The 21,686-nt window shown below is 71.4% G+C and carries 19 protein-coding genes; all 19 read right to left on the bottom strand.

Annotated elements, in window-relative coordinates; all coding sequences use genetic code 11:
- Nucleotides 1-91: 91 nt before the first annotated feature.
- Nucleotides 92-520: an SsgA family sporulation/cell division regulator gene (locus tag ACFWOG_RS27400; protein ID WP_380361336.1), complete on the bottom strand. Its 429-nt coding sequence runs from the start codon at nt 518-520 to the stop codon at nt 92-94.
- Between the two features lie 152 nt (nt 521-672).
- Entirely contained in the window at nt 673-1,386 is a 714-nt protein-coding gene (locus ACFWOG_RS27395) for an alpha/beta fold hydrolase (RefSeq protein WP_380361335.1), read from the bottom strand.
- A 19-nt stretch (nt 1,387-1,405) separates the two neighbouring features.
- Nucleotides 1,406-2,278, bottom strand: coding sequence for an AraC family transcriptional regulator (locus ACFWOG_RS27390; protein ID WP_380361337.1), 873 nt, complete (start codon nt 2,276-2,278; stop codon nt 1,406-1,408).
- Nucleotides 2,279-2,367: 89 nt separating this feature from the next.
- Nucleotides 2,368-3,219 carry an alpha/beta fold hydrolase gene (locus ACFWOG_RS27385; protein WP_380361334.1) on the bottom strand — a complete coding sequence of 284 codons (852 nt, stop codon included), beginning with the start codon at nt 3,217-3,219 and terminating at the stop codon, nt 2,368-2,370.
- Between the two features lie 151 nt (nt 3,220-3,370).
- The gene (locus tag ACFWOG_RS27380) at nt 3,371-4,618 is read right to left on the bottom strand and encodes a PucR family transcriptional regulator (protein ID WP_380361333.1); all 1,248 of its coding nucleotides are present in this window, start codon (nt 4,616-4,618) and stop codon (nt 3,371-3,373) included.
- A 138-nt stretch (nt 4,619-4,756) separates the two neighbouring features.
- A complete protein-coding gene (locus ACFWOG_RS27375) occupies nt 4,757-7,600 on the bottom strand; it encodes a helix-turn-helix transcriptional regulator (protein WP_380361332.1) in 2,844 nt (947 codons plus the stop codon).
- 114 nt (nt 7,601-7,714) lie between these two features.
- Nucleotides 7,715-8,329 carry an FMN reductase gene (locus ACFWOG_RS27370; protein WP_380361331.1) on the bottom strand — a complete coding sequence of 205 codons (615 nt, stop codon included), beginning with the start codon at nt 8,327-8,329 and terminating at the stop codon, nt 7,715-7,717.
- Entirely contained in the window at nt 8,326-9,423 is a 1,098-nt protein-coding gene (locus ACFWOG_RS27365; protein ID WP_380361330.1) for an LLM class flavin-dependent oxidoreductase, read from the bottom strand. The genes ACFWOG_RS27370 and ACFWOG_RS27365 overlap by 4 nt, the downstream gene beginning before the upstream one ends.
- A 153-nt stretch (nt 9,424-9,576) precedes the next feature.
- A complete protein-coding gene (locus ACFWOG_RS27360) occupies nt 9,577-10,413 on the bottom strand; it encodes an alpha/beta fold hydrolase (protein WP_380361329.1) in 837 nt (278 codons plus the stop codon).
- 65 nt (nt 10,414-10,478) lie between these two features.
- Nucleotides 10,479-13,277 carry an ATP-binding protein gene (locus tag ACFWOG_RS27355; RefSeq protein ID WP_380361328.1) on the bottom strand — a complete coding sequence of 933 codons (2,799 nt, stop codon included), beginning with the start codon at nt 13,275-13,277 and terminating at the stop codon, nt 10,479-10,481.
- Nucleotides 13,278-13,288: 11 nt separating this feature from the next.
- Nucleotides 13,289-14,185, bottom strand: coding sequence for a carbohydrate ABC transporter permease (locus ACFWOG_RS27350; RefSeq protein ID WP_380361327.1), 897 nt, complete (start codon nt 14,183-14,185; stop codon nt 13,289-13,291).
- Entirely contained in the window at nt 14,182-15,147 is a 966-nt protein-coding gene (locus ACFWOG_RS27345) for a carbohydrate ABC transporter permease (protein WP_380361326.1), read from the bottom strand. The genes ACFWOG_RS27350 and ACFWOG_RS27345 overlap by 4 nt, the downstream gene beginning before the upstream one ends.
- Entirely contained in the window at nt 15,147-16,475 is a 1,329-nt protein-coding gene (locus ACFWOG_RS27340) for an ABC transporter substrate-binding protein (protein WP_380361325.1), read from the bottom strand. The genes ACFWOG_RS27345 and ACFWOG_RS27340 overlap by 1 nt, the downstream gene beginning before the upstream one ends.
- Nucleotides 16,476-16,643: 168 nt before the next feature.
- Nucleotides 16,644-17,369: an alpha/beta fold hydrolase gene (locus ACFWOG_RS27335; RefSeq protein WP_380361324.1), complete on the bottom strand. Its 726-nt coding sequence runs from the start codon at nt 17,367-17,369 to the stop codon at nt 16,644-16,646.
- A gap of 61 nt (nt 17,370-17,430) precedes the next feature.
- Nucleotides 17,431-18,174: an acetate uptake transporter family protein gene (locus tag ACFWOG_RS27330; RefSeq protein ID WP_380361323.1), complete on the bottom strand. Its 744-nt coding sequence runs from the start codon at nt 18,172-18,174 to the stop codon at nt 17,431-17,433.
- 82 nt (nt 18,175-18,256) lie between these two features.
- Nucleotides 18,257-19,684: a dihydrolipoyl dehydrogenase family protein gene (locus ACFWOG_RS27325; RefSeq protein ID WP_380361322.1), complete on the bottom strand. Its 1,428-nt coding sequence runs from the start codon at nt 19,682-19,684 to the stop codon at nt 18,257-18,259.
- Nucleotides 19,684-20,280 (bottom strand): Dps family protein, encoded by a 597-nt coding sequence (locus tag ACFWOG_RS27320; protein WP_380361321.1) that lies wholly within the window; start codon nt 20,278-20,280, stop codon nt 19,684-19,686. Before ACFWOG_RS27320 ends, ACFWOG_RS27325 begins: the two co-directional genes overlap by 1 nt.
- An 87-nt stretch (nt 20,281-20,367) precedes the next feature.
- Nucleotides 20,368-20,889 carry a DoxX family protein gene (locus tag ACFWOG_RS27315; protein WP_380361320.1) on the bottom strand — a complete coding sequence of 174 codons (522 nt, stop codon included), beginning with the start codon at nt 20,887-20,889 and terminating at the stop codon, nt 20,368-20,370.
- A gap of 5 nt (nt 20,890-20,894) precedes the next feature.
- On the bottom strand, nt 20,895-21,557 hold the full coding sequence (locus ACFWOG_RS27310) for a hydrolase (RefSeq protein WP_380361319.1): 663 nt from the start codon (nt 21,555-21,557) through the stop codon (nt 20,895-20,897).
- Between the last annotated feature and the right edge of the window lie 129 nt (nt 21,558-21,686).

Raw genomic sequence — 21,686 nt, 5'->3', positions numbered from 1 at the left:
AGACCTTCGACAAGCCTCATCTTCCCAGCGCAGAAGGCACTTTCGCGTTCCCGCTCATGATCCGGACACCGCCGCAAGTGAAACACGCAGGCTAGGAATCCGCATTCCTGATACCGCTGGAAAGGATCTCCACCAGAACCCTGTCGAGCTCGGCCTGCGCCTTGTCCTCCCATCGCTCCTCGGCGCACTGCGTCCTGGCCACCACGTCGCGCACATGGGCCGACGCCATCCTGACGACGCACCAGGACTGCCCCGAGATGAGCTCGACGTCCGTTTCGTCCTCGCCGTGGGGCCGGACGCGTACGTCTCCCTCGCCCGTCGGCAGGATGAGCCCGGTGGCGAGCAGATCCCGGCCGAATACCCAGGTCGCGGCCGGTGGATCGTCCTCGGCTGCGAAAAGGTCCATTCGGACTGCCAGCGCATCGTCCGGCGAATGCCTCATGCGCAAGGTCAGTTCATGCCATTCGCACGCTGCTGTCATCAGTCTCGCGCTGATCGTCTTTTCTAGGGGGAGCTGCATTGCGGTTCCTTTCGCCTTCATTGAAATTACCGGTGTTCCGGATGTCGTCGAGCCGTTCCACGCACGCGTTCTTGACCTCTGGTGCACGCGATTCGAAAAGCAACCTGGCGCGGACGAACCGGGATTCGTCCGCGCCACTAGGTGCGTTCCGGTCAGCTCGTGGCCCGCACCGCGTCCCGGATCAGATCGGCGACCTGCTTGGGCTCCGACAGGGCGACGGCGTGGGAGGCGTCCGGGAGCTCGACGACGACGGACCCGGCCCGCTCGGCGCCGAAGCGCTGGACCTCCGGGTTGATCGCGCGGTCGGCTCCGGCCACCAGGGCCCAGGACGGCTTCAGCTGCCAGGCGGCGGCGGAGGCCGTCTCGGTGAAGGCCGCAGTGGCGACCGGGCGTTGGGCCGCTGCCAGGACCCCGGCGACCTCCTCCGCCACGTCCGCGGCGAAGACGGCGGGGAAGGCCGCCTCGTCGATGGTGACCTCGACCGCGGAGTCGCCACCGACGAGCGGGTAGGTCCACATCTTCAAATTGCTCGTGAGCGAGGAGTCGGGGAAGCGTCTCTCCAGATCGCCGAGGCTCTCGCCCTCGTGGAGCACGTACGCGGCTATGTAGACGAGCCCGACGACGTTCTCCGCGGCGCCGGCCACGGTGATCAGCGCACCGCCGTAGGAGTGGCCGACGAGAAGGACGGGGCCGGCGATCTGGGAGACGACGGACGTGACGTAGGCGGCGTCGGAGGCTAGGCCGCGCAGGGGGTTCGGCGGTGCGATCACCGGGATACCGCGGCTGCGCAGTTCCGAGATGACGCCTATCCAGGCCGCTGCGTCGCCGAAGCCGCCGTGTACGAGGACGACGGTGGGGGTGGTCATGGCGGTTCTCTTCTCGGTGTCAGGCCGCGTGCGGGGCGTCGGCGACGGCCGAGGTTGCCAAGGACTGCCATTCGCTCGGGGTCATGCCGTACGCGCCCCGGAAAGTGCGGCTGAAGTGCGAGGGGCTGCTGAAGCCCCAGCGGTGGGCCACCGCCGCCACGGTGAACCGGCGGTTGGACCGGCTCAGCTCGACCCTGCAGGACTCCAGCCGACGTCGCCGCACCCACTGGCTCACCGTGATGCCCTCGTTCTGGAAGAGCTTGTGCAGGTACCGGACGGAGATGTGGTGGGCACGTGCGATGGACTCCGGCGAGAGGTCCGGGTCCATGAGGTGCTCCTCGATGAAGCACCGGATCCGGGACAGCATCTCGCTGCCGATCGTCGGCGCCTCGGTCTCCTCGCCCTCCTCGCCGGTCCCGAGGAGTTCCATGAGCAGGACCGACAGGAGGTGGACGGCCGTACGGGCGAGCCGGTCCCCGGGCCTGGACCGGCGGAATTCGGCCTTGTCGGCGAGCGCGGACAGGAAGTCCGACACCAGCGCCCCCAGCCCGTCGCCACCCGGCACGGGAACACCCACCACCTGGTCCAGCTCCGACTCCGTGACTCCCAGATAGCCGCGGGGCACCCGGAAGAAGATCATGCGGCAGTCGTCGCCGAACTGGAGAAGGTGGCGCCTCGCAGGGTCGCAGAAGACCAGGTCGTGCGGCTCCAGTGCCGTTCTGACCCCTTCTCGGACGCTGGTCGCCGCCCCCCGGACGTGCATCCCGAGATAGAGGAAGTTGCCGTCCCCCTCGCTCGGTATGCCGGAACGAATCTCGACGAGCCATTCGGAGGAGGAAACCGGTCGGAGAGCGACTGGTCGGTGTTCCTCCCTTTCCGGCGTGCGTGACATCACTGACTGGGTCATGAGAACTCCAAGCCTACGGTTCTTTGCGATGGAGCAGCCGTTCGCGCGGCCGCCGGAACGGAAACGGAGGCGGTCTACGCTCTCAGGTCCGGTTCCTCGGCGAGGAACTTCTCCACCACCGCGTTGAAAGCCGCCGGGTTCTCGAGGAACGGGAAATGCGAATTCGCCACCTCGGAGGTGAAGACATGGATTCGGGCGCCGGGGATCTGCCGGGCGATGAAGCGCTGCGATTCGGGGTTCACATGGCTTCCCTCGCAGCCGATCACCAGGGTCGGCACATCGATCCGGGGAAGCACGTCGCGCCAGTCCTGGGCGCAGTGGTCGAACAGCAGGGGGACGCCGGCGTGGGCGGGCGTCGAGGTGATCTCCTGTGCGACGAAGGCGAGCACCTCCGGGTCCGGCTCACCCGAGAACATGCCGCGCACGAAGTCGGCGCGCACTCCGTCACCTCCGGGGGCCGCGAGCGCGGCACCTAGTTCGAGGAGCTGCGACACGTCGAAGATGGCGCCGGACTGCTGCTGCTCCTGCTCGGTCGTCCAGGGGACGGCGGCGACGGCCGCCGGCTGGTCGACGGCGATGAGGCGGCGGATGCGTCCGGTGCCGTACTGGTCGATGAAGCTCCACCACACCGAGACGCCCATCGACCACCCCAGGGCGTCGAACCGCACCAGCCCGAGGTGGTCGACGAGTTCGAGCACATCGCGGGAGAACCGGGCGATGCGGTAGCCGTGCTTCGGCTTGTCGGACAGCCCGTGGCCCCGGAAGTCGACGGTGATCACGCGACGGCCGGGTGACAGGCTCTCGACCTGGTGGCGGAACATCGCCTGGGTCTGGCCCCAGCCGTGGAGCATGACCAGGGGGACGCCCTCGCCACCGGTGTCCCGGTAGGCGAGGCGTGTCCCGTCGGTGGCGATCAGTTCCTTCATGACCTCTTCCTTCCCTGGCCACGGGCCTGTGGTCGTGCCCGCGCCGTCTCTCACATCTTCGATGACGGCCCTTCGCCACCACCACCGCGTGCTGTAGGAATCGGGCCGGAGATCCTTATCGCTTTGTCGAAGGGGCGAGGGCCGGCCGGGATCAGGCGGCCCGGTCGTCACCGGTGGCGAGGAGTTCCTCGATCCTGAGCCCAAGGTGCAGCGTGAGCCGGTGACCACCGTCGTCGAGGTCGAGTCCGGTGATCTCCTGAATCTGGCGCAGGCGGTAGTAGAGCGACGTGCGGTGGAGCCGCAACGCCTCGGCGGTCCTGGGGATCGATCCGGCGTGTTCGAGGAAGCAGCGCAGGGTGTCCCGGAGCCGGTCGTCGCCGTGGGCCTCGTTCAGGGCGCGCAGCGGCTCGGGGACGAGGGAGGCGTTCAGTGCGTGCTCGGGGAGCTGGAGGAGCACGGCGAACTCCCCGAGCAGGTCCCAGTCCCCGATGCTTCGCAGCGAGGGGATCCGGCGCGCGGCCCGGGCCGCGACGAGGGACTGCTCGTACGACCGCCAGGCGTGCTGCAGGCCCAGGTGCCGCCCGCCGACACCGATGACCGGAGCCGCCGACGGTTCCAGGAAGGTGGCGAGTTCGTCGAGGATGCGGGCCGACTGGGTGGCGACCTCGGGCGGGGCGGGAGGCCGCTCACGCAGTTGGAGCAGGACCGCCCGGTCCTGGTCGACCGCGAGGACGCCGTGCGCCGAACGTGTTTGCCGGAAGCCCTCCAGAGCTCCCCACAGAGCCGCCTCGGGCTGTCGTACGGGCTCTGTTCCGCGGCGCAGCTTGACCAGGGTGACCAGGACGTGTTCGGCCTCGCCGAGCAGCCCGAGTTCCACGGCCCGTCGGCGTGCGGCGGTGCGGGTGACGACGTTGGTGTCGACGAGTTCCAGGACCAGGGTCTGTTCGTCGGTCTTCCGGGTGTCGGCGCCGAGCTGCTCGACGTACATCTGGGCGGCCATCAGGCCGGCGGCCCGCCCGATGGCTTCGGTCTCCTTCGGTTCGAGCGTCATCTCGGGCGCCACCACCATGAGCAGCCCCAGGAGGTGCCCGCGCTCGCGCAGCGGCACGACGTAGCGGGGCAGGAGCCCGAGGTCGTCACGGCCTTCGATGAATCCGGGTCCGGCCCACTGCGTCACTCCTTGGGCGAGTACGTAGCGGATGGTGGCGTTGTCGGCACGGCCCTGGAGCAGCGTGCCGATGCGTACCGGGTCCTCGTCGCCGAAGTGGCGACTCGTGCAGACCACGCGGACCAGCGGATCATCGATCGCGACGGACCGGCCGAGCTGCTCCGCGAGTTCGTCGACGAGCGCCTGGAGTCCAGGGCTGCCAGGGCGAGCTCGCTGGAGCCTTGCGGGCATGCGCTGTTCCTCTCTCGACCAACTGTTCCCTGCGGAACGCTTCCTTTCCGCAGCTGTTGATCATTTTGAGGAGGCGGCGACGCCGGCACATCGCATGAAAGGTCCATAGGTACGGCATCGGCAGGGGATGCGAAGCGGTCACTCTCCGTTGTCGCGTCTCTCCACCAGCCGGGCCAGCTCCGCGCGGGAGCCGATGTCGAGCTTGGTGTAGGCGCGGCGCAGGTGCGAACCCACCGTGTGGGGCGACAGCGAGAGCTCCTCGGCCACCTGCGGGTTCGTCAGTCCCTGGGCCACGAGCCGGGCCACCCGGAGCTCCGACGCTGTCAGCTCGGGCCATTCCCTGGCCGACCCGGCCGATGACGGGCGTCGGCGCACACCGGCGGCCCGCAGGCGTCGACGGACCCGCGCGACGTGCCGCTCGGCACCTGACTGGATGTAGAGGACGAGCGCCTTGTCCAGGTACGGCACCGCCTCGGGCCTGCGGGTGGTCGCGAGCTTGCGTCCGACGTCCTCCAGCGCCGACGCCCGGGCGATCGGGCGTGAGCACCCCTCGTACAGCCGGACGGCGCGCAGGAGGTGCGCCAGATCGTTGTCGAGCAGCCCGCGGGCGTGCGCGGCACTGGCAGCGAGGATCGTGAAGTCCGGGTTGCGCGCGGCTCGCCGCTCGGCCACCTCGACGGCCGGGGCGGCCCGCTCGGATGCGCCGGCGCGCAGGGCCATGCGGACGAGGGCGGGAGTGTCCATCGGGTCGACCGGGCTCACCAGGGCCGGCCGTTCCTCGGCGAGCGCCGCCAGCACCTCGTGGAGTTCCGCCAGGTCGCGGTCGGGGCGGCCGTCGAAGTCCGCCAGCAGGACCAGCATCCAGGCGCCGACGCTACGGGCGAGCGGTGCGCCCGTACCCCGGACGCGCCTCGCCTGCGCCGCGCACCGCTGGGCGGCTTCGCGGTCGTCGGTGTGGATCGCCAGTCGCGTCAGCGTGTACAGGAGCATGAGTTCAGCGAGGTCTTCGCTGTCGAACGCACCCCTCATGTCGGCGGCGGCTTCCGCCTCGGCCCGGGCTTCCGCCAGCCGTCCGGCGTCCAGGAGCGCCCGGGCGCGGTGCATGAGCCACAGGCGTGCGGCCGCCGCCCGGCCCTGGTGGCGGGTGTCGTGGACCCCGGCCTCGGCGAGCGCGAGCGCCTCCGCGGTGCGGCCGGCCACGGTCAGCAGCAGGCACTGCCACAGCGCCTCCGGGATCCAGACGGAAGGGGCGATGCCCAGGCCGGCCGCCAGGGCCGCCGCCCGGCTCGCCCGGTGGAGCGCCTCGTTCCAGTCCATCCGGTAGAAGCACAGGGCCGAGTCGACCACCATCATGGTGGCCTGGGCGATGCCGTCCCGGGCCGCATCGGTGGCCTCCCGCGCCTCGGCAGCGGTCTGCTCCGCGCCCTCGGGGTCACCCGCCAGCGACAGGCCCAGGCACAACAGGGCGAGCAGTCGGGCCTGCAGTGCGGCCGGGATCCCGGGCAGTGCCGCCCCCGCACGGGCCTGGCGGACGGCCTCGGTGAAATCGAAGTGACTGGCAAGGCGCGCCATGGCGAGGCGTATCCGCGCCTCGTCGTCGGGCCTGAGATCACCGGCGGCCAGGGCCGACGCCCCCAGGTCGTGTGCCTGGGCCGGCTGCCCCATCTGCCAGAGCAGCGGGAGCGTCTCGGCGATGACCCTCGGCCGTTGCGACGGGTCCTCCAGGGTGATTTCCAGGGCTCTGAGGCTGAGCTCCGCCGCCGCTCCGGGAGCGGTGGCCGCGAGATCGGCCGCAGCGGCACGCAGTCGTTCGGCGGCCGTCCGGTCGCCGTGCCGCACGCCCACGGCCGGCGGCGCGTCGGGCCCGGCCGGGGACGCCGCACGCGCCGGCGGCACCTCGGCGGCATGGTTCCGCAGGGTCCGGCGCAGGGCGGGAGGGAGTCCGGCTTCCACAGCCTCACGGATCAGCTCGTGGCGGAAGTCCAGACGGTCGCCCCTTTCGACGAGCAGACCGGAGTCGAGGGATTCCTGGATCGCGGTGATCAGCGTCGCAGGTGGTCTGCCGAGCAGCTCGGCCAGCAGCTCCACGGGGACGGGGCCTCCCACCACGGCCGCCGTTTCGACGAGTTCGCGGGCCGCGGCGGGAAGGCGGGCCAGCCGGTCCGCGACGGACGGCAGCTGCGTGAGGGGGAGGGATCCGGCCGTGAGCCGTGCTGTGCCGTTCTCGATCGTCACCAGCCCCTCGTCCCGTACCGCGTCGAGCAGTTCCCCGAGCAACAGCGGCACCCCCTCGGCGCGGCGCGCGACACGCATGACGTCCGGGCCGGGCACCGCGCCCAGGACGTCCTCGGCGATCCGGGCGACCGCCGGGTCGCCGAGTGCGCCCAGGACCAGTTCGTGCGCCCCGGCCTGCCGAATCCGGTCAAGTGTCGTGCGGACCCAGGGAGGCACGCTCCCGTGGCGCACGGCCACGAGCCACAGGATCGGGTGCGGCGCGAGTGCGGCCGCGAGGGTGTGGAAGGTGAGAAGCGTCAGTTCGTCGCACCACTGGAGGTCGTCGAGGACGATGAGCAGCGGCCCGCTCCGAGCGGCCTCCCGCAGGCGGTCCCCCAGTTCCTGGAGCAGCCAGAAGCGCTGGCCTGGCGTCGCGGCGAGGTCCCGTAGCCGGTCGGCACCAGCGAGCGGTTCCTTCCCCGCGAACAGGCCGTCCAACAACGGGCTGAGCGGCACGAACTGTTCGTCGGGGTCGGCTCCACCCTGAAATGCCCTCATCCCGCGCCGTTTCGCGGCGGCCGAGGCCTCCGCGAGCATCCTCGACCTGCCGATTCCCGCAGGGCCTTCGATGAGGACGATCCCGCCTGCCCCCCGGGCGAGGGCGTCGAGCCGCGCCTCGATGAACGCCAGGTCCTCCTCCCTGCCGCGGACCGGTGTCCCCCCGCCCTCGACGTCCTCGGGGAAGGGCCATGTCGTCAATCGGTTCACACTCACTCCGCCGGCCGGGGCCGCACGGGACGGGCTCGTCCAACGGCGGTACGGCGGATCAGTATGCGGCACGGCGGCTTCGCCCGGGCAGGCGGTGACCCGGACCGACCGGTCTCAGTCGAAGCGCAGGTCGGCGAGCTGTCGTTCGAGGGCGGTGACGTCGTCCTCGGGTTCGGCCCGGGCCGGGCGGTCGGCCAGGAGCGCGGCCAGCTCGCCGCCCGCCCGGCGGATGCGGCCGGGCAGGCCGTCGGCGTACTCGTCTCCTCCGGATCCCCAGTCCGCGGACGCCGCGTACACCGCGGTGGGAACAACAGTGGCGCGCAGATACGCGAAGAGCGGTCGCATAGCGTGCTCCAGCACGAGGGAGTGGCGAGCAGTACCCCCCGTGGCCGCGACCAGGACCGGTTTGCCGGCGAGGGCGTCCGGGGCGATCACGTCGAAGAAGGACTTGAACAGGCCGCTGTAGGAGGCCGTGAACACCGGGGTGACGACGATCAGCCCGTCGGCTCCGGTCACCGCGTCTATCGCGGCGGCCAGGCGCGGTGCCGGAAAGCCGGTCACGAGATGGTTGGCGACATCGCCGGCCAGTTCGCGAAGCTCGACGACCTCGGCCGACACGACACGGCCCCGGACGGCGAGTTCGTCGCGGACCGACTCGGCCAGCCGGTCCACGAGCAGGCGGGTGGAGGAAGGGGTGCTCAACCCCGCGGAAACGGCGACCAGCTTCACGCGGCGCCCACCTCCTGCGCGGTGGCGGCGGCCGTGACCCGCGCCGCGTGCGTCGGGGCGTCCGGCACGTCGTCCGGGCGTCCGATCGCGAACTCCCGGCGCAGCACGGGCACGACCTCCTCGCCGAGGAGGTCGAGCTGCTCCAGGACGGTCTTGAGGGGCAGACCCGCGTGATCCATCAGGAAGAGCTGGCGCTGGTAGTCGCCCAGGGTCTCCCGGAAGGACAGGGTTCGGTCGATGACCTGCTGGGGTGAGCCCACGGTCAGCGGGGTCTGCTCGGTGAAGTCCTCCAGCGACGGACCGTGCCCGTAGACCGGCGCGTTGTCGAAGTACGGACGGAACTCCCGTATCGCGTCCTGCGAGTTCTTGCGCATGAAGACCTGGCCGCCCAGCCCCACGATGGCGTCCTCCGGGCGGCCGTGGCCGTGGTGGGCGTACCGGCGGCGGTACAGCTGGACCATGCGCCTGGTGTGATCGGCCGGCCAGAAGATGTTGTTGTGGAAGAAGCCGTCGCCGTAGAACGCGGCCTGTTCCGCGATCTCCGGCGACCTGATGGATCCGTGCCAGACGAACGGCGCTACCCCGTCCAGCGGTCGGGGTGTCGACGTGAAGGCCTGCAGGGGCGTGCGGAACCGGCCCTCCCAGTCCACCACGTCCTCACGCCACAACCGGCGCAGCAGCGCGTAGTTCTCCCTGGCGAGGTCGATGCCCTGGCGGATGTCCTGCCCGAACCAGGGATACACCGGTCCGGTGTTGCCGCGGCCCAGCATGAGGTCGACCCGGCCGTCGGCCAGGTGCTGGAGCATCGCGTAGTCCTCCGCGATCTTCACCGGGTCGTTGGTGGTGATCAGAGTCGTGGCGGTGGACAGGACCAGCTTCTCGGTGCGGGCGGCGATGTGGCCGAGCAGGGTGGTCGGGGACGACGGGACGAACGGCGGGTTGTGGTGCTCGCCGGTCGCGAAGACGTCCAGGCCGACCTCCTCGGCCTTGAGCGCGATGGCGACCATCGCCTTGATGCGCTCGTGTTCCGTCGGAACACGGCCGTCGGTGGGGTCGGGTGTCACGTCCCCGACGGTGAAGATACCGAACTGCATGATGCCTCTGCTCTCCTGAACCTGTCTGGATGCTGTGATCGCGGGTCCCGAAGCCGGAGGACGCCCGTCGTCCGGTTCGGGGCCCGCGGCAGCCGGGCCGGTCGTCCGGCTGCCGCGGGCGGCGTCACCCCGTGTGAACCGGCGGGAGCGGCCTCACTTCGCCAGGAACGTGAGGAGCGCGGCGTTGACCTCCTCCGCGTGGGTCCACAGCAGGCCGTGCGGGGCGCCGTCGATCTCGATGTAGTCGGCGGACGGGAGGGCCGTGTGGAAGGGACGCGCGGTGTTTTCGGCGGGGAGGATGCGGTCTGCCGTGCCGTGGAGGATCAGGGCGGGGACGTCGACGGCCGGGATGTCGGCGCGGAAGTCGGTGTACCAGGTCGACGGCGCCGCCGAGGCCGCGAAGGAGCCGCCGCCGGCCGCGGTGTTCCAGCTGCTGCGGACGGCCTCCTCGCTGATGCGGGTGCCCAGGTTCTCGTCGAGGTTGTAGAAGTCGTTGAAGAAGGCGCTGTAGTAGGCGTAGCGGTCGGCCTTCACGGCGGCGACGATGCCGTCGAAGAACTCCTTCGGGGCGACGCCGTCCGGGTTGTCGTCGCTCTTCAGCAGGCAGGGCTCCAGCGAGGCGAGGAAGGCGACCTTGGCGACGCGGGCGGAGCCGTACGCGGAGACGTAGCGGGCGACCTCGCCGGTGCCCATGGAGAAGCCCACGAGGACGGCGTCGTTCAGGTCGAGGGTCTCCATCACGGTGTGCAGGTCGGCCGCGAAGGTGTCGTAGTCGTAGCCGATCGTCGGCTGGGAGGACCGGCCGAAGCCGCGGCGGTCGTAGGTGATGACGCGGTAGCCGGCGTCGAGGAGCGCGGCGCTTTGGCGCTCCCAGGAGTGGCCGTCGAGGGGGAAGCCGTGGATGAGGACGATCGGCTGGCCGGTGCCGTGGTCCTCGTAGTAGAGCTCGACGGCGGTGGTGTTCTCCTGGCCCACGGTGATGTACGGCATGGCTGTGTGTTCCTTGCTTCGGTTCGGCTGGTCCGCGCGTCGTCGCGGCGCGGAATGCCGTCACGCTATGGCGGGGGAGGCGCCGCCGATTGTCGTGCGGCGCCCCGGGCCTTGCCCCCGGGCGCAGAGTGCGCGGACGCGGACGGGCCGGTCGCGTCGACTTCGGCCTGCGCCAGTACCAGCCGGGTCAGGTGGACCCGTGAGTTCACCGAGAGCTTGCGGAAGATCGACGTCAGATGCGTGTTGACCGTGTGCGGAGACACGACCAGGGCGGCAGCGGCCGACCGGTTGGTGTGTCCTGCGGCGATGAGCCGGGCGACCTTGCGTTCCGAAGCGGTGAGCGCGTCCCACCCCTGGCTGGGGCGAGGGCGGGCCGGACGCCGGCCGGAGCCCGTCACGGCCCGGTCCAGTTCCGCCCGGACCTTGTCGGCCTCGAAGCCGGCCCCCGCGTGGGCGTACGCCTCGTAGGCCCTCGTCAGGGCGGGTATCGCGGCGGCGTCTCCTACGGCCGACAGCGCGCGGCCGAGGTCGGCGCGGGCCGCCGCGAGGTGCAGCGGCCGGGGCCCGTTGAGAAGGATCCGGACGGACCGTTCCAGAAGGCCGGGATCGGCGTTCACCAGCGCTGCCGTGTGAGTGGCCGTCCCCTGTGCCGTCGGCACGGCGGGGTTGTGGGAGGCGTAGTCGGCCGCCTGGGCCGCGAGGTCCACGGCCAGGGCCCGGTCTCCGGCACGCAGGGCGATCTGCACGGCCTCGACGAACCGGGTGCGCAGGAGCCTCCAGCGGACGAAAGGGTGGTCCCGCTGGGCGGACCGCAGCCGTTCGGCCGCCGCCGCGTGATCGCCGTCGGCGTCGGCGAGGAGGGCCTCCAGGAACCGGTGGGCGGCGTGGTTCCCCGGGTTCGGCCGGCCGGCCACCGCCGCCCTGACGACCTCGACGTGTTCCTCCGCGGCTTCGCGATCGCCACGCAGCAGCGCCAGCCAGCCCCGGTGGACCCGAACGTTGACCAGGTTCGCGGGCACGTGGATGTCCGCTTCCAGCCGCTCGGTGGTGACGAGGTCGGCCTCCGCGTCGTCGAGCCGCCCGAGCCCCAGATTCAGGCTTCCCTGCGCCCACATCAGCATCGCGGGCCGCAGCGGGTCGTCGCCCGCCGTCCGCAGCAGGTGCCGGGCCGTGTCGAAGTCGTCCAGGTGGACACGGGCGACGACCTCCTCGGGCAGGAACGCCGCGTCGAACGCGCTGAGCGCCGTGTGGTGGTCGACGGCGGACGCGCACTCGCCCGCGTTGAGGGCGATCTCGCCCAGGCCCCACAGCGCGACGACGCGGGCCTCCCGGTCCTGTGCGCGCTCCGCCTCGGCGAACGCCCGTTCCGCGGTCGTGCGAGCACTGCCGAGGTCGCGGCCGCGGGACTGGGCGAGCGCGAGTCGCGCGGTCAGCCGGGCGCGGACCGCCGGGTCGGTGACGACGCCCAGGGCGGCCGTCGAGCGGCGGGTCAGCTCATGGATGTCGTCGAGGTGCCACAGCGTGTCCCCGAGGACCGACTGCAGACGGGCGAAGACGTCCAACGGGGGCTGCCGGGCCAGGAGCACGTCGCCGGTCTCCCGTGCCCGGGTGTACCGGCCCGCACGGGTGAGGGCGGTGATGGCCCGTTCACCCGCGTCGAACTCCGCGGGATCGTGGGGCGGCACCAGGTCCATGGCGCGCACGGACAGATCGGCGGCGAGGTCGGGCATGACGGTGAGTACGTCCGAGGCGGCGCGGCCGAGCAGCCGGATCGCCTCCCGGTCACCCGGTTCGGCGCTCTTGAGCAGGTGCGGGACAGCGTCGGCCGAGGTGCGGCCCGCCGCGACGAGCCGACTCGCCGCCTCCCGGTGCAGTGCCCGCCGCGCGGAGGGCGCGAGGTCGGCGTAGACCGCCTGCCGGAGCAGGTCATGGCGGAACACGAGGCGTTCGCCGTCGTCCTCGATGAGTCCACCGCCGATCGCCTCGTGCAGTTCGCCGATGAGGCCCGAGGCCGGCTTGCCGCACAGGGCCGCGGCGTCGGCGAGGTGGAAGGCGCGGCCCAGGACCGAGCCGATCCGCAGGAATGCGAGGGTGCCCGGTCGGAGCGCGGACAGCTTGCCGCGGACCCCGAGCACCAGCCGCTCCGGCGGCTCGGCCCCGTCCGCACCCGACGCCGCGATGCCTTCCAGCACCTCCACCGCGAGGAAGGGGTTACCGCCGGCCGTGTCGAGCAGCCCGGTGACGCGATCCGGTACCGTCCCGCCGAGTACGTCCCGCGCCACCTCGGCGAGCGCCGCACCGGACAGCGGCCGCAGCGCGAGTGTCGCCGTCCGGGTGGCGCCCCCGCGCAGGTCCGGGTTCTCCCTCCCCGCGAGCAGCCAGAGGACCGGGGAGGCCAGCAGCCGTGCCGGCATGACGTTCAGTGCGAAGCGGCTCAGCGGATCGGTCCACTGGACGTCGTCGATCGCGATCAGTGTGGGAGCGTCCGTCGAGCGCTCCTCGAGCAGCCGGGCCAGCCGTTCGACCAGCCAGACGCGCTGGTCGTGGTGGCCCGCCAGGTGCGCGAAGTCCTCCGCGGCCAGCAGCGGCGGGTCGCCGTGCAGCAGGCCCGAGGCCAGCGACGCCAGCGGTGCCAGCTCGTGCAACTCCTCGGCGCGTCCCTGGCTGACGGCGAACCCGCTGGCGCGTGCGATCGAGACGGTCTCCTCCAGCAGGGCGGTCTTCCCGATCCCCGGCTCGCCCAGGAGCAGGGCGATCCCACTGCCGTCGCCGTCGCGCACCGCCTCGACCATGGACCGCAGCTGCTCCAGCTCGGCTTCCCGGCCGCGCAGACCCGGTCGGCTCAGCCGGGCGTCCGTGCTCATCTCCTGCGGTGTCATCCCTTGACGGACCCCGCGAGCAGACCTCGGGCGACGTGCCGCCGGAAGAAGAGGAACACGAGCAGCGGGACGAACGCCGACACGAACGCCCCCGCGGTGAGCCGCTGCCACTCGTTGCCGCGCGTGCCGGCCATGGCCGCCAGTCCGACCGTCACCGGAGCGGTCTCGGCGGTCCCACCCGACAACGTCATCGCCACCAGCAGGTCGTTCCACACCCAGACGAACTGGATGACCGCGAACGTCACCAGGACCGGACGGGCCAGCGGCAGCACGATCCGGAGCAGCAGTGTCGCGTGTGACGCGCCGTCGACCCGGGCCGCCTCGATCAGGTCACGGGGCAGTCTGGCCAGGTAGTTGTGGAGGAGGAACACCGCGAACGGCAACGCGAAGACCGTATGCGCGAACCACGCCTGGCTGAACCGAGCCGCTCCGGTGACGTTCCAGGCGGGCAGGAACAGCCATCCGCGGGAGAAGAGCCGCAGCAGTGGGACGAGCACCATCTGGAGGGGCACGATCTGGAGCGCGAAAATGCCGACGACGAGCACATCGCGCCCCTTGAAGTCGATCCACGCCAGGGCGTACGCGGCGAGGAACGCCAGCGTGAGCGGGAACAGCACCGAGGGCAGGGTGATGACGATCGAGTTGACGAGGTGGTCGGCGAGCCGGCCCGACGCGTTCCCGGTGCCGAACAGCACCTCACGGTAGTTGGCGAGCGTGACGTGGGGCGAGCCGAACACCGTCCACCAGCCGGTCGTCTTGATCTCGGCCTCGGGACGGAACGAGGAGAGGAACAGACCGAGCACCGGCACGGTCCACAGGATCGCGGTCACCACGGCGGCCAGCGAGAACACACGGGACGACAGACGCTCCCGGACCCCGCGCACCCCGCTCACCCCACGCTCCGCTGCGCACGGACCTTGTAGGCCACGACAGGGGTGACGAGGAGGAAGAGCAGCACCGCGAGGGCCGCGCCGTGGCCGGTCCGGCCGTAGCGGAAGGACTGGTCGTACATCTCGTGGGCGATGACAGCGGTGTCGAACTGCCCGGCGGTCATGGCTTTGACGATGTCGAACGCCTTGAAGGTGCCGATCACCTCGGTGAGGACGACGACGAGCAGCGTGGGTCTGATTGACGGCACGGTGATGTGCCGGAAGATCTGCCGCGGTGACGCGCCGTCCAGCCGGGCCGCCTCGATGATCTCGCCGGGAACCGCCGCGATCGCGCCTGCCAGCAGGAGGGCCGCGAAGCCTGTCTGGGCCCACACCATCGCCACGATGAGGAACAGGATGTTCCAGGGGGAGTCCACGAGCCACTGTCTCGGCTCGCCGCCGAACGCCACGACGAGTTCGTTCAGCAGCCCGATCTGCTCCGCCCCGGCCGGCCGGTAGGCGTAGACGAACTTCCAGACCAGGCCGGCGCCGACGAACGAGATCGCCATCGGCAGCAGGATGAGGGACAGGGCGAGCACCCGGAACCGCGCACGTACGACGGCCGCGGCGTAGAGGAGACCGATCCCCGTCACCAGCGGGGGCACGAGCACCACCCACGCCAGGGTGTTGCGCAGCGCGATCAGCGCCTCGGGGTCGGTGAACATCCACACGTAGTTGTCGACTCCGACCCAGGCGTCCCCTTCGTCGTCCATGAACGACAGGCCCAGGGTGTGCAGGCCGGGCAGCAGGAGGCCGACGGCGAGCAGCAGCAGGGCGGGGGCCAGCAGCAGGAAGGCCGCGCCCCGCCTCCGTACCGGCCCTCGGTGCAGTGCCAGGAGGATCAGGCCGACCACGGCCGAGAACGCGGCGGTGCCCTGGAGAAGGTGGGCCAGCTTCGGTTGCTGAGCGACGACGTCGAACGACATCAGTGGCTCGGCCAGGACCGTTCGACGGCCGCCGCCACCGATTCGGTGTCCTTGCCGCTGATCCAGTCGACGGCTCCCTTCCAGAAGGTGCCCGCACCGACTGCCGCGGGCATCTGGTCGGAACCGTCGAACCTGAACTGTGTCCGGGGATCCTGGAGCAACTGGATCGAGAGCTGGTCGATCGGGCCGGCGGCGTCGGCCGGATCCACTCCCTTGTTCGCGGAGACGAAGGGGCCCTTCTTCATCCGAGCGTTGGCGAAGTCGGCGCTCGCCAGGTATTCCCGGAAGGCTCGCACCTCGGGGCGGTCGGAGAATGCCGTGGCGAACGTCCCTCCGCCCAGGACGGGCTTGCTGGTCGTGTCCACCCCCGGAAGGAGGAAGGCGAACACGTCCCCGTCCGGTCCGATCCGGGTGCCCTTCGGCCAGTGCTCGGCGTAGAACGACGCCTGGCGATGCATCGCGCAGTCACCGGAGAGGATCGGCGTGCCGCCGTCCTGGTAGGAGATCGAGGCCATCGATCGGGCCGGTCCGTAGCCGCCGTTGGCATAGCGGTCGTTCTTGAGGACGGACCCCACCGTGTCCATGGCCCGGATCACTCGCGGGTCGTTGAACGGGATCCGGTGGGAGACCCACTGGTCGTAGACGTCCGGCCCCTGCTGGCGGAGCAGGACGTCCTCGATCCAGTCCGTCACGGGCCAACCGGTGGCCTCGCCGGATTCGAGGCCCGCACACCACGGTTTGACCCCCGAAGCGGCGACCTTCTCCGTCACGTCCATCAGTTCGGCCCAGGTGCGGGGGACGGTCAGCCCCCTGTCCCGGAAGAGCTTCGGCGAGTACCAGACGAAGGACTTCACGTTCGCGACCAACGGAGTGCCGTAGAGGGTGCCGTTCACGGTCGCGTAGCTGTTCCAGTCCGCCGACCAGCCCTGTTCGGCCAGGGAGACGAGCTCCGCGCTCGCGGGTTGGAGCTCTCCCCCGCGCGCGAAACGTTCCAGCAGCCCGGGCTGGGCGAAGAACGCCACGTCGGGGGCGTGGCCGCCCTCGACCCGGAGCTGGATCTGGGCCTCGAACTCCCCGTTCCCCTCGTACTGGACGTCGATCCCCGTGCAGGCGGCGAAGCCGGCCCAGGTCTCTTCGAACAGGTCTGCTTCCCGGTCCCGGCTGGGCGCGTAGACGGTGACGTGGGTTCCAGGGTGGCTGCCGTACCGCGCGTACGGCCCGCAGTCCCCGGCCTCGCCGGACGAGGAAGCGCTGGGAGGGGCGACACATGCGGCGGCCGTGACGACGATGGCGATAACGGCGAGCGCGAGCCTCGCGCCGAACCTCATGGGTGTGCTTCCTCCGTTCGCCCGCCGAGTGTTCCCGGGGGCGGACCGAAGCTATCAGCGTTCGAACATAATCAACCAATCGTTCGAGGTCAGAGGCTCGTGCGCCCGTGCCGAGCCCACACCGGGGGTGGGCTCGGCACGGGCACGGGCACCGGCGGCGCGGGCGGGTCAGCGGGTGACGGACCGGGCCGCGTCCTGGATCAGCGCGGCCACGGCTTCGGGCCGGGCGAGCATGACCAGGTGCGAGGAGTCGACCTCGACGGTCGTCATGCCGGCCCGCTGGTAGCCGTAGCGCTCCACGTCGGGGTTGATGGTCCGGTCGGAGGTGGCGACCAGGCCCCACGACGGCTTGCTCTTCCAGGCCGCGACCGGGGCCGCCTCCGAGAAGGCCCGCGCGGCCAGGGGGCGCTGGGAGACGGCGAGCACCGCGGCGAGCCCGGGGTCGACGTCGGCGGCGAAGAGAGCGGGGAACCGCTCGACATCCACCGAGACGTCGGTGCCGGCCTCGGCGGATCCGGCCACGGGGAACGGCGTGAAGACGAGCGCGTCGGCGAGGCCGGAGTCGGGGAAGCGCCCCTGCAGCTCGCCCAGGCTCTCGCCCTCCTCCAGCGCGTATCCCGCCAGGTAGACGAGTGCCCGGACGTTCTCCTCCACACCAGCCAGGGTGATGACAGCGCCTCCGTAGGAGTGGCCGACCAGGACCACAGGGCCGTCGACGGCACGAATCACCGAGGCGATGTACGCGGCGTCTTCCACCAGGCTGCGGTTGGGCACTGCGGGAGCCACTGCCTTCAGGCCCGCGGCGGTCAGCTCCGGGATGACGCGGGCGTAACTGGACGCGTCGGCGAAAGCGCCGTGGACCAGGACGACGGTGGGTTCGGCGGATCGGGACATGAGGGAACTCCTGTTCGGTCGTTGTGACGGTGCGGTTGCGGGGTTCATGAGCGCGGGACGGTCAGAGCGTTCGCCGCACGCCGGCCTGGCGTTCCAGGTTGCGGAGCTGGACCGCGAGGCCGCCCTCGACAGCGTTGCGGGCCGGCCCGCTGCGGCCGATGGGCAGGACCTCCTCACTGCGCATGTCCTCCAGCATCAGGGCGAAGGCCGTGTACATCGCGACGATCGCCACCACGAGGCCGAGGGCACCGGACGTGCGGGTGAGCCACTCGGCGCCGGTGAGACCTGACAGACCGGTGGTCGCCCAGCGGGGCAGGGAGACCAGCACGACGAGCCACAGCGCGCGCTTGGGCCGTGTCACGGCGGTCATCAGTGCCCCGAAGACCAGGAGTGCGAGGTTGAAGACGCCCAGCACGCGCAGACCGTCGGCCGAGCCGCTGAACATGACGAGCGCGTAGGCCAGCCAACTGCCGGCGAAGACGCCCATCAGCGTCGCCGCGATCACGTCCCGGGCGCCGAATGCCAGGATGCTCACCAGGAACTGCAGCGCGAAGGCCGGCAGCACGCACAGGGCGACGGCGTCGCGGGCCTCTGTGTCGAAGAGCCCGAGCTGCATGCACCCCGTCATCACGGAGGCGATCGCCACCGTGAAGAAGCCCAGCGGCATGGGGGAGGCGATGGGGCGGAGGTTGATCCGGGTCATCGACCGGAGGTCGGGTTCGAAGCGGCGTTCCGGGGGAACGTCCGGCCGGCTGCCCTGTACGTCGTCGGCGCCGCCGGTGGTGGAGGGGGAGGTCGGACTCATGGTGGGGATCTCTCGTTCAGCGCCCGGAGCAGGGGCGGGGGAGGCGAGCAGGGCTCGCGGAGGGGCACGGGCGGAGGTCGCCTCAGATGCCGTACGCCTCAAGGAGGCGCAGCCAGACCTCGCTGACCGTCGGGAAGGCGGGGACGGTGTGCCGCAGACGTTCGAGCGGGACTTCGCCCACGATGGCGACGGTGGCGGTGTGGATGAGTTCGGTCGCCATGGGGCCGGTGAGGGTGCAGCCGACGACGACTCCGCGGGTCTCGTCCACGACGAGCTTGGCGTAGCCCTGGTAACCGTCCGCGTACAGCGCGGCTCCGGCGACGTCGCCGATCCGGTACTCCACCGCACGGATCGCGAGACCGGCTTTACGTGCCGCGCGTTCCGTGAGGCCGACGCTCGCGATCTCGGGATGCGTGAAGACGGCCTGCGGGACGGCGACGTGGTCGGCCTGCGCGCTCCAGGCCTGCCAGTCGCCGGTGTCGGCCGGGCGGCCTGCGGCTCGTTCGGCGATCGCCGCGGCGCAGGCACGGGCCTGGTACTTGGCCATGTGGGTGAGCGGCGCGCGGTGGTTCACGTCGCCGACGGCGTACAGCCAGCTGCCGTCGAGGGCGGTGACGCGACAGGTGTCGTCGACCGGGAGCCAGTCACCGCCCGGCAGCCCGACGGTCTCCAGGCCGAGGTCCGCCGTGCGGGGGCGCCGGCCGACGGCGGCCAGCACCTCGTCGCACGCCAGGACGGCGCCGTCGTCGGTCTCCACGGTCACGGTGCGAGTGGCCCCGTCGCGGGCGACCCGGAGGGCCGAGACCCCGAAGCGGACCGTCACGCCCAGGGTGGTCAGTCCGCGGGCGACTTCCTCGCCGGCACGCGGTTCCCAGCCTGTCAGCAGGGTCTGGTCGCGGACGAGCAGGGTGACGTCGGAGCCGAGTGAGCCCCATGCGGTGGCCATCTCGCAGGCCACCACCCCGCCGCCGAGGACGACGAGCCGCTCGGGCACCGCATCGGCCGTGGTGGCCTGCCGGTTGGTCCACACACCGATCTGGTCGAGCCCTTCGACCGGCGGCAGCGCGGGTTCCGTGCCGGGGCTGAGCACGACCGCGCGCCGGGCCCGCAGGGTGCGGACGGCGCCGTCGGCCCCGGTCACCTCCACCCGGCGCTCCCCGGCGAGCCGTCCGTGCCCTCGTACGAGGGGTATGCCGGCACTGGTCAGCCAGTCGGCCTGTCCGGTGTCGTCACCGCGGCCGGTGAACCGGTCACGGCGGGCCAGGACCCGCGCCGGGTCGAGTGCCGCCGTGACCGCCTGCCGGGACCCGTCGACCGACCGCGCGGCCTCCCGGGCCGCGCCGGGACGCAGCAGGGCCTTGCTCGGCACGCACGCGCGGTAGGAGCACTCGCCGCCGACCGCCTCGGCTTCGACGAGGACGGCGGTCAGACCGGACCGGACGATCCGGTCGGCGACGACCTCGCCGCCCGGCCCGCCGCCGACCACGACGACGTCGAACGTCTCCTCCATCAGCTCTGCACCAGAGGGGTGTCCACGAGGTGTTCGGCCAGGAACCACACCTGCGCCTCGCCGGGGCGGATGACCTCGGAGACGAGCAGGTCGGTGCTGCCCTCGTCGCCCTCCGCCGAGATCCGGGCGGCGGCGTCCCGCGCGTCGACCAGGATCCGCTCGTGCGCGTCGAGGAGCCGCGACAGCATGACGGGGACCTTCTCCACACCGTTCGGCGGTCGCGGAATGGCCGTCAGCTCCGCGACGTGGCGCGGGTCTGCGACCGCGACACCGCCGAGGCTCTGGATTCGCTCGGCCAGCGCGTCCACGACGGCCAGCTGGGCCTCCGCGTGCTTGTCCAGCATCAGGTGGAGCGAGTAGAAGGTCGCCCCGCGCATGAGCCAGTGGTGCTTCTTGTAGAGGGAGTACAGGATCTGCGTATCGGCGAGCACGCGGTTGAGGCGCTGGCAGGCGTACATGCGGGTGTCGTGGCCGAGGCCGATCGGCAGCTGCTTCAGCGTGCCGAACGTCTGGGTCTCGCCGCCCTTCTGGTGCAGCAGCGGCTGACCGCCGCCGCGCGAGGGTGCGGTGGTGGATGCGGTGGTCGCGGTTTCCATCGGTACTCCTGGTGTGGAAGGTGGGAGGGCCCGGCCGCCCGCGCGGGGGTCGCAGGGCGGCCGGACCCGGTCTGTCGCGGCTCGTGCTCAGCGGCCGCCGGGGGCCGCGGTCCGCGCCGCCGCCGGGGCCTGGCCGTGCAGTACGAGCCGGGTGAGCAGCCCGCTGCCGAGGCCGGCCACGAGGGCGGCGGCGGCCCACCACAGCGGGTACGGAGTGAGGCCGAGGGCGGCGTCCAAGGACCACGCGCCGGGGCCGGTGGCGGCGAGAGCGGCGGCGGTGCCGATGAGGACGAGCGGGTACTCGTACCCGTCGTTCTGCACCCAGAGCCCGTGGTGCCACTTCACGGTGAGCGCGACCGTCATGACCCCGATGACGCCGGTCGCGGCGAGCGGGGTCAGAAAGCCGGCGGCGAGCAGCAGACCGGAGCCGATCTGGCCGCCGCCCGCCGCCAGGGCGGTGACGACACCGCCGCGGAAGCCGTCGGCGCGGAACTCCTCCGTCCCGCCCTTGAGTCCCTTGCCGCCCAGGTGGGAGCTGATCTTCTGCACGCCGTGACCGGCGACGAGCAGGCCCGCCAGCAGGCGAAGGATCAGAATGCCGGTGTCCACGAGTGTCAGCCTGCGGCGTGCGCGCCGATGACGCTCTGCGCGTACACGACGCCCAGGCCGTACGCGCCCGCGTGGGCCTTGACGATCTCCATGACCGCGCCGTACGTCTCCTGGCGCGCCCAGTCGCGCTGCAGCTCCAGGAGCACCTGCACCCAGGTCACCGGCACCGCGCCGGCGGCCAGCATCCGCTGCAGCGCGTGCTCGTGGGCGGCCGGGCTGACGCCACCGGAGGCGTCCGAGACGACGTACACCTCGTACCCCTGCTCCAGCGCGGAGAGCGCGGGCAGCACCAGACAGACCTCGGTCCACAGGCCGGCGAGGACGATCTTCTTGCGCCCGGTCGCCTTGACCGCCGCGACGAGGGCCTCGTCCTCCCAGGCGTTCATGCTCGTCCGGTCGATGATCTCGTGCTCGGGGAACACCTCGGCGAGCTGAGGCAGCAGAGGCCCGGAGAAGGACTCGGCGGCCACCGTGGTCAGGACGGCCGGCACGTCGAAAGCCCGAGCCGCCTTGGCGAGCCCCACGGTGCTGTTGATGATCGCGGTGCGGTCACCGCTGCCGGTGCCGAAGAACATCTGCGGCTGGTGGTCCACGAAGAGCATGACCGCGTTGGCGGGCGTGAGCAGGTCCGAGCTCGGGGCAGCCTGAACCTTGGTGATGTCGAACATGAGGGATCCTTTCGGAGCAATCGGTAGGGTGCTCACTGTCAAGGGACAGTAGGAGTTCCCCGCTCGCGGACAGTTGATCTCCCCACTGGCGGACGTGGAAAGTCCCCGGTGGACAGTTGATCTCCCCGC

Source organism: Kitasatospora sp. NPDC058406 (assembly GCF_042722765.1).
In the GTDB taxonomy this organism is placed as follows: Bacteria; Actinomycetota; Actinomycetes; order Streptomycetales; family Streptomycetaceae; genus Kitasatospora.
Note: the sequence above shows the minus strand (reverse complement) of the source record. Positions and strands in the feature narration are given on the sequence as shown.

Excerpts from the sequence above, each read along its gene's own strand:
- ACFWOG_RS27380 (WP_380361333.1), bottom strand. The coding sequence starts at position 4,618 with ATGCCCGCAAGGCTCCAGCGAGCTCGCCCTGGCAGCCCTGGACTCCAG.
- ACFWOG_RS27355 (WP_380361328.1), bottom strand. The coding sequence starts at position 13,277 with ATGAGCACGGACGCCCGGCTGAGCCGACCGGGTCTGCGCGGCCGGGAA.
- ACFWOG_RS27390 (WP_380361337.1), bottom strand. The coding sequence starts at position 2,278 with ATGTCACGCACGCCGGAAAGGGAGGAACACCGACCAGTCGCTCTCCGA.
- ACFWOG_RS27325 (WP_380361322.1), bottom strand. The coding sequence starts at position 19,684 with ATGGAGGAGACGTTCGACGTCGTCGTGGTCGGCGGCGGGCCGGGCGGC.
- ACFWOG_RS27365 (WP_380361330.1), bottom strand. The coding sequence starts at position 9,423 with ATGCAGTTCGGTATCTTCACCGTCGGGGACGTGACACCCGACCCCACC.
- ACFWOG_RS27345 (WP_380361326.1), bottom strand. The coding sequence starts at position 15,147 with ATGTCGTTCGACGTCGTCGCTCAGCAACCGAAGCTGGCCCACCTTCTC.
- ACFWOG_RS27310 (WP_380361319.1), bottom strand. The coding sequence starts at position 21,557 with ATGTTCGACATCACCAAGGTTCAGGCTGCCCCGAGCTCGGACCTGCTC.
- ACFWOG_RS27335 (WP_380361324.1), bottom strand. The coding sequence starts at position 17,369 with ATGTCCCGATCCGCCGAACCCACCGTCGTCCTGGTCCACGGCGCTTTC.
- ACFWOG_RS27340 (WP_380361325.1), bottom strand. The coding sequence starts at position 16,475 with ATGAGGTTCGGCGCGAGGCTCGCGCTCGCCGTTATCGCCATCGTCGTC.
- ACFWOG_RS27330 (WP_380361323.1), bottom strand. The coding sequence starts at position 18,174 with ATGAGTCCGACCTCCCCCTCCACCACCGGCGGCGCCGACGACGTACAG.
- ACFWOG_RS27395 (WP_380361335.1), bottom strand. The coding sequence starts at position 1,386 with ATGACCACCCCCACCGTCGTCCTCGTACACGGCGGCTTCGGCGACGCA.
- ACFWOG_RS27360 (WP_380361329.1), bottom strand. The coding sequence starts at position 10,413 with ATGCCGTACATCACCGTGGGCCAGGAGAACACCACCGCCGTCGAGCTC.
- ACFWOG_RS27320 (WP_380361321.1), bottom strand. The coding sequence starts at position 20,280 with ATGGAAACCGCGACCACCGCATCCACCACCGCACCCTCGCGCGGCGGC.
- ACFWOG_RS27385 (WP_380361334.1), bottom strand. The coding sequence starts at position 3,219 with ATGAAGGAACTGATCGCCACCGACGGGACACGCCTCGCCTACCGGGAC.
- ACFWOG_RS27400 (WP_380361336.1), bottom strand. The coding sequence starts at position 520 with ATGCAGCTCCCCCTAGAAAAGACGATCAGCGCGAGACTGATGACAGCA.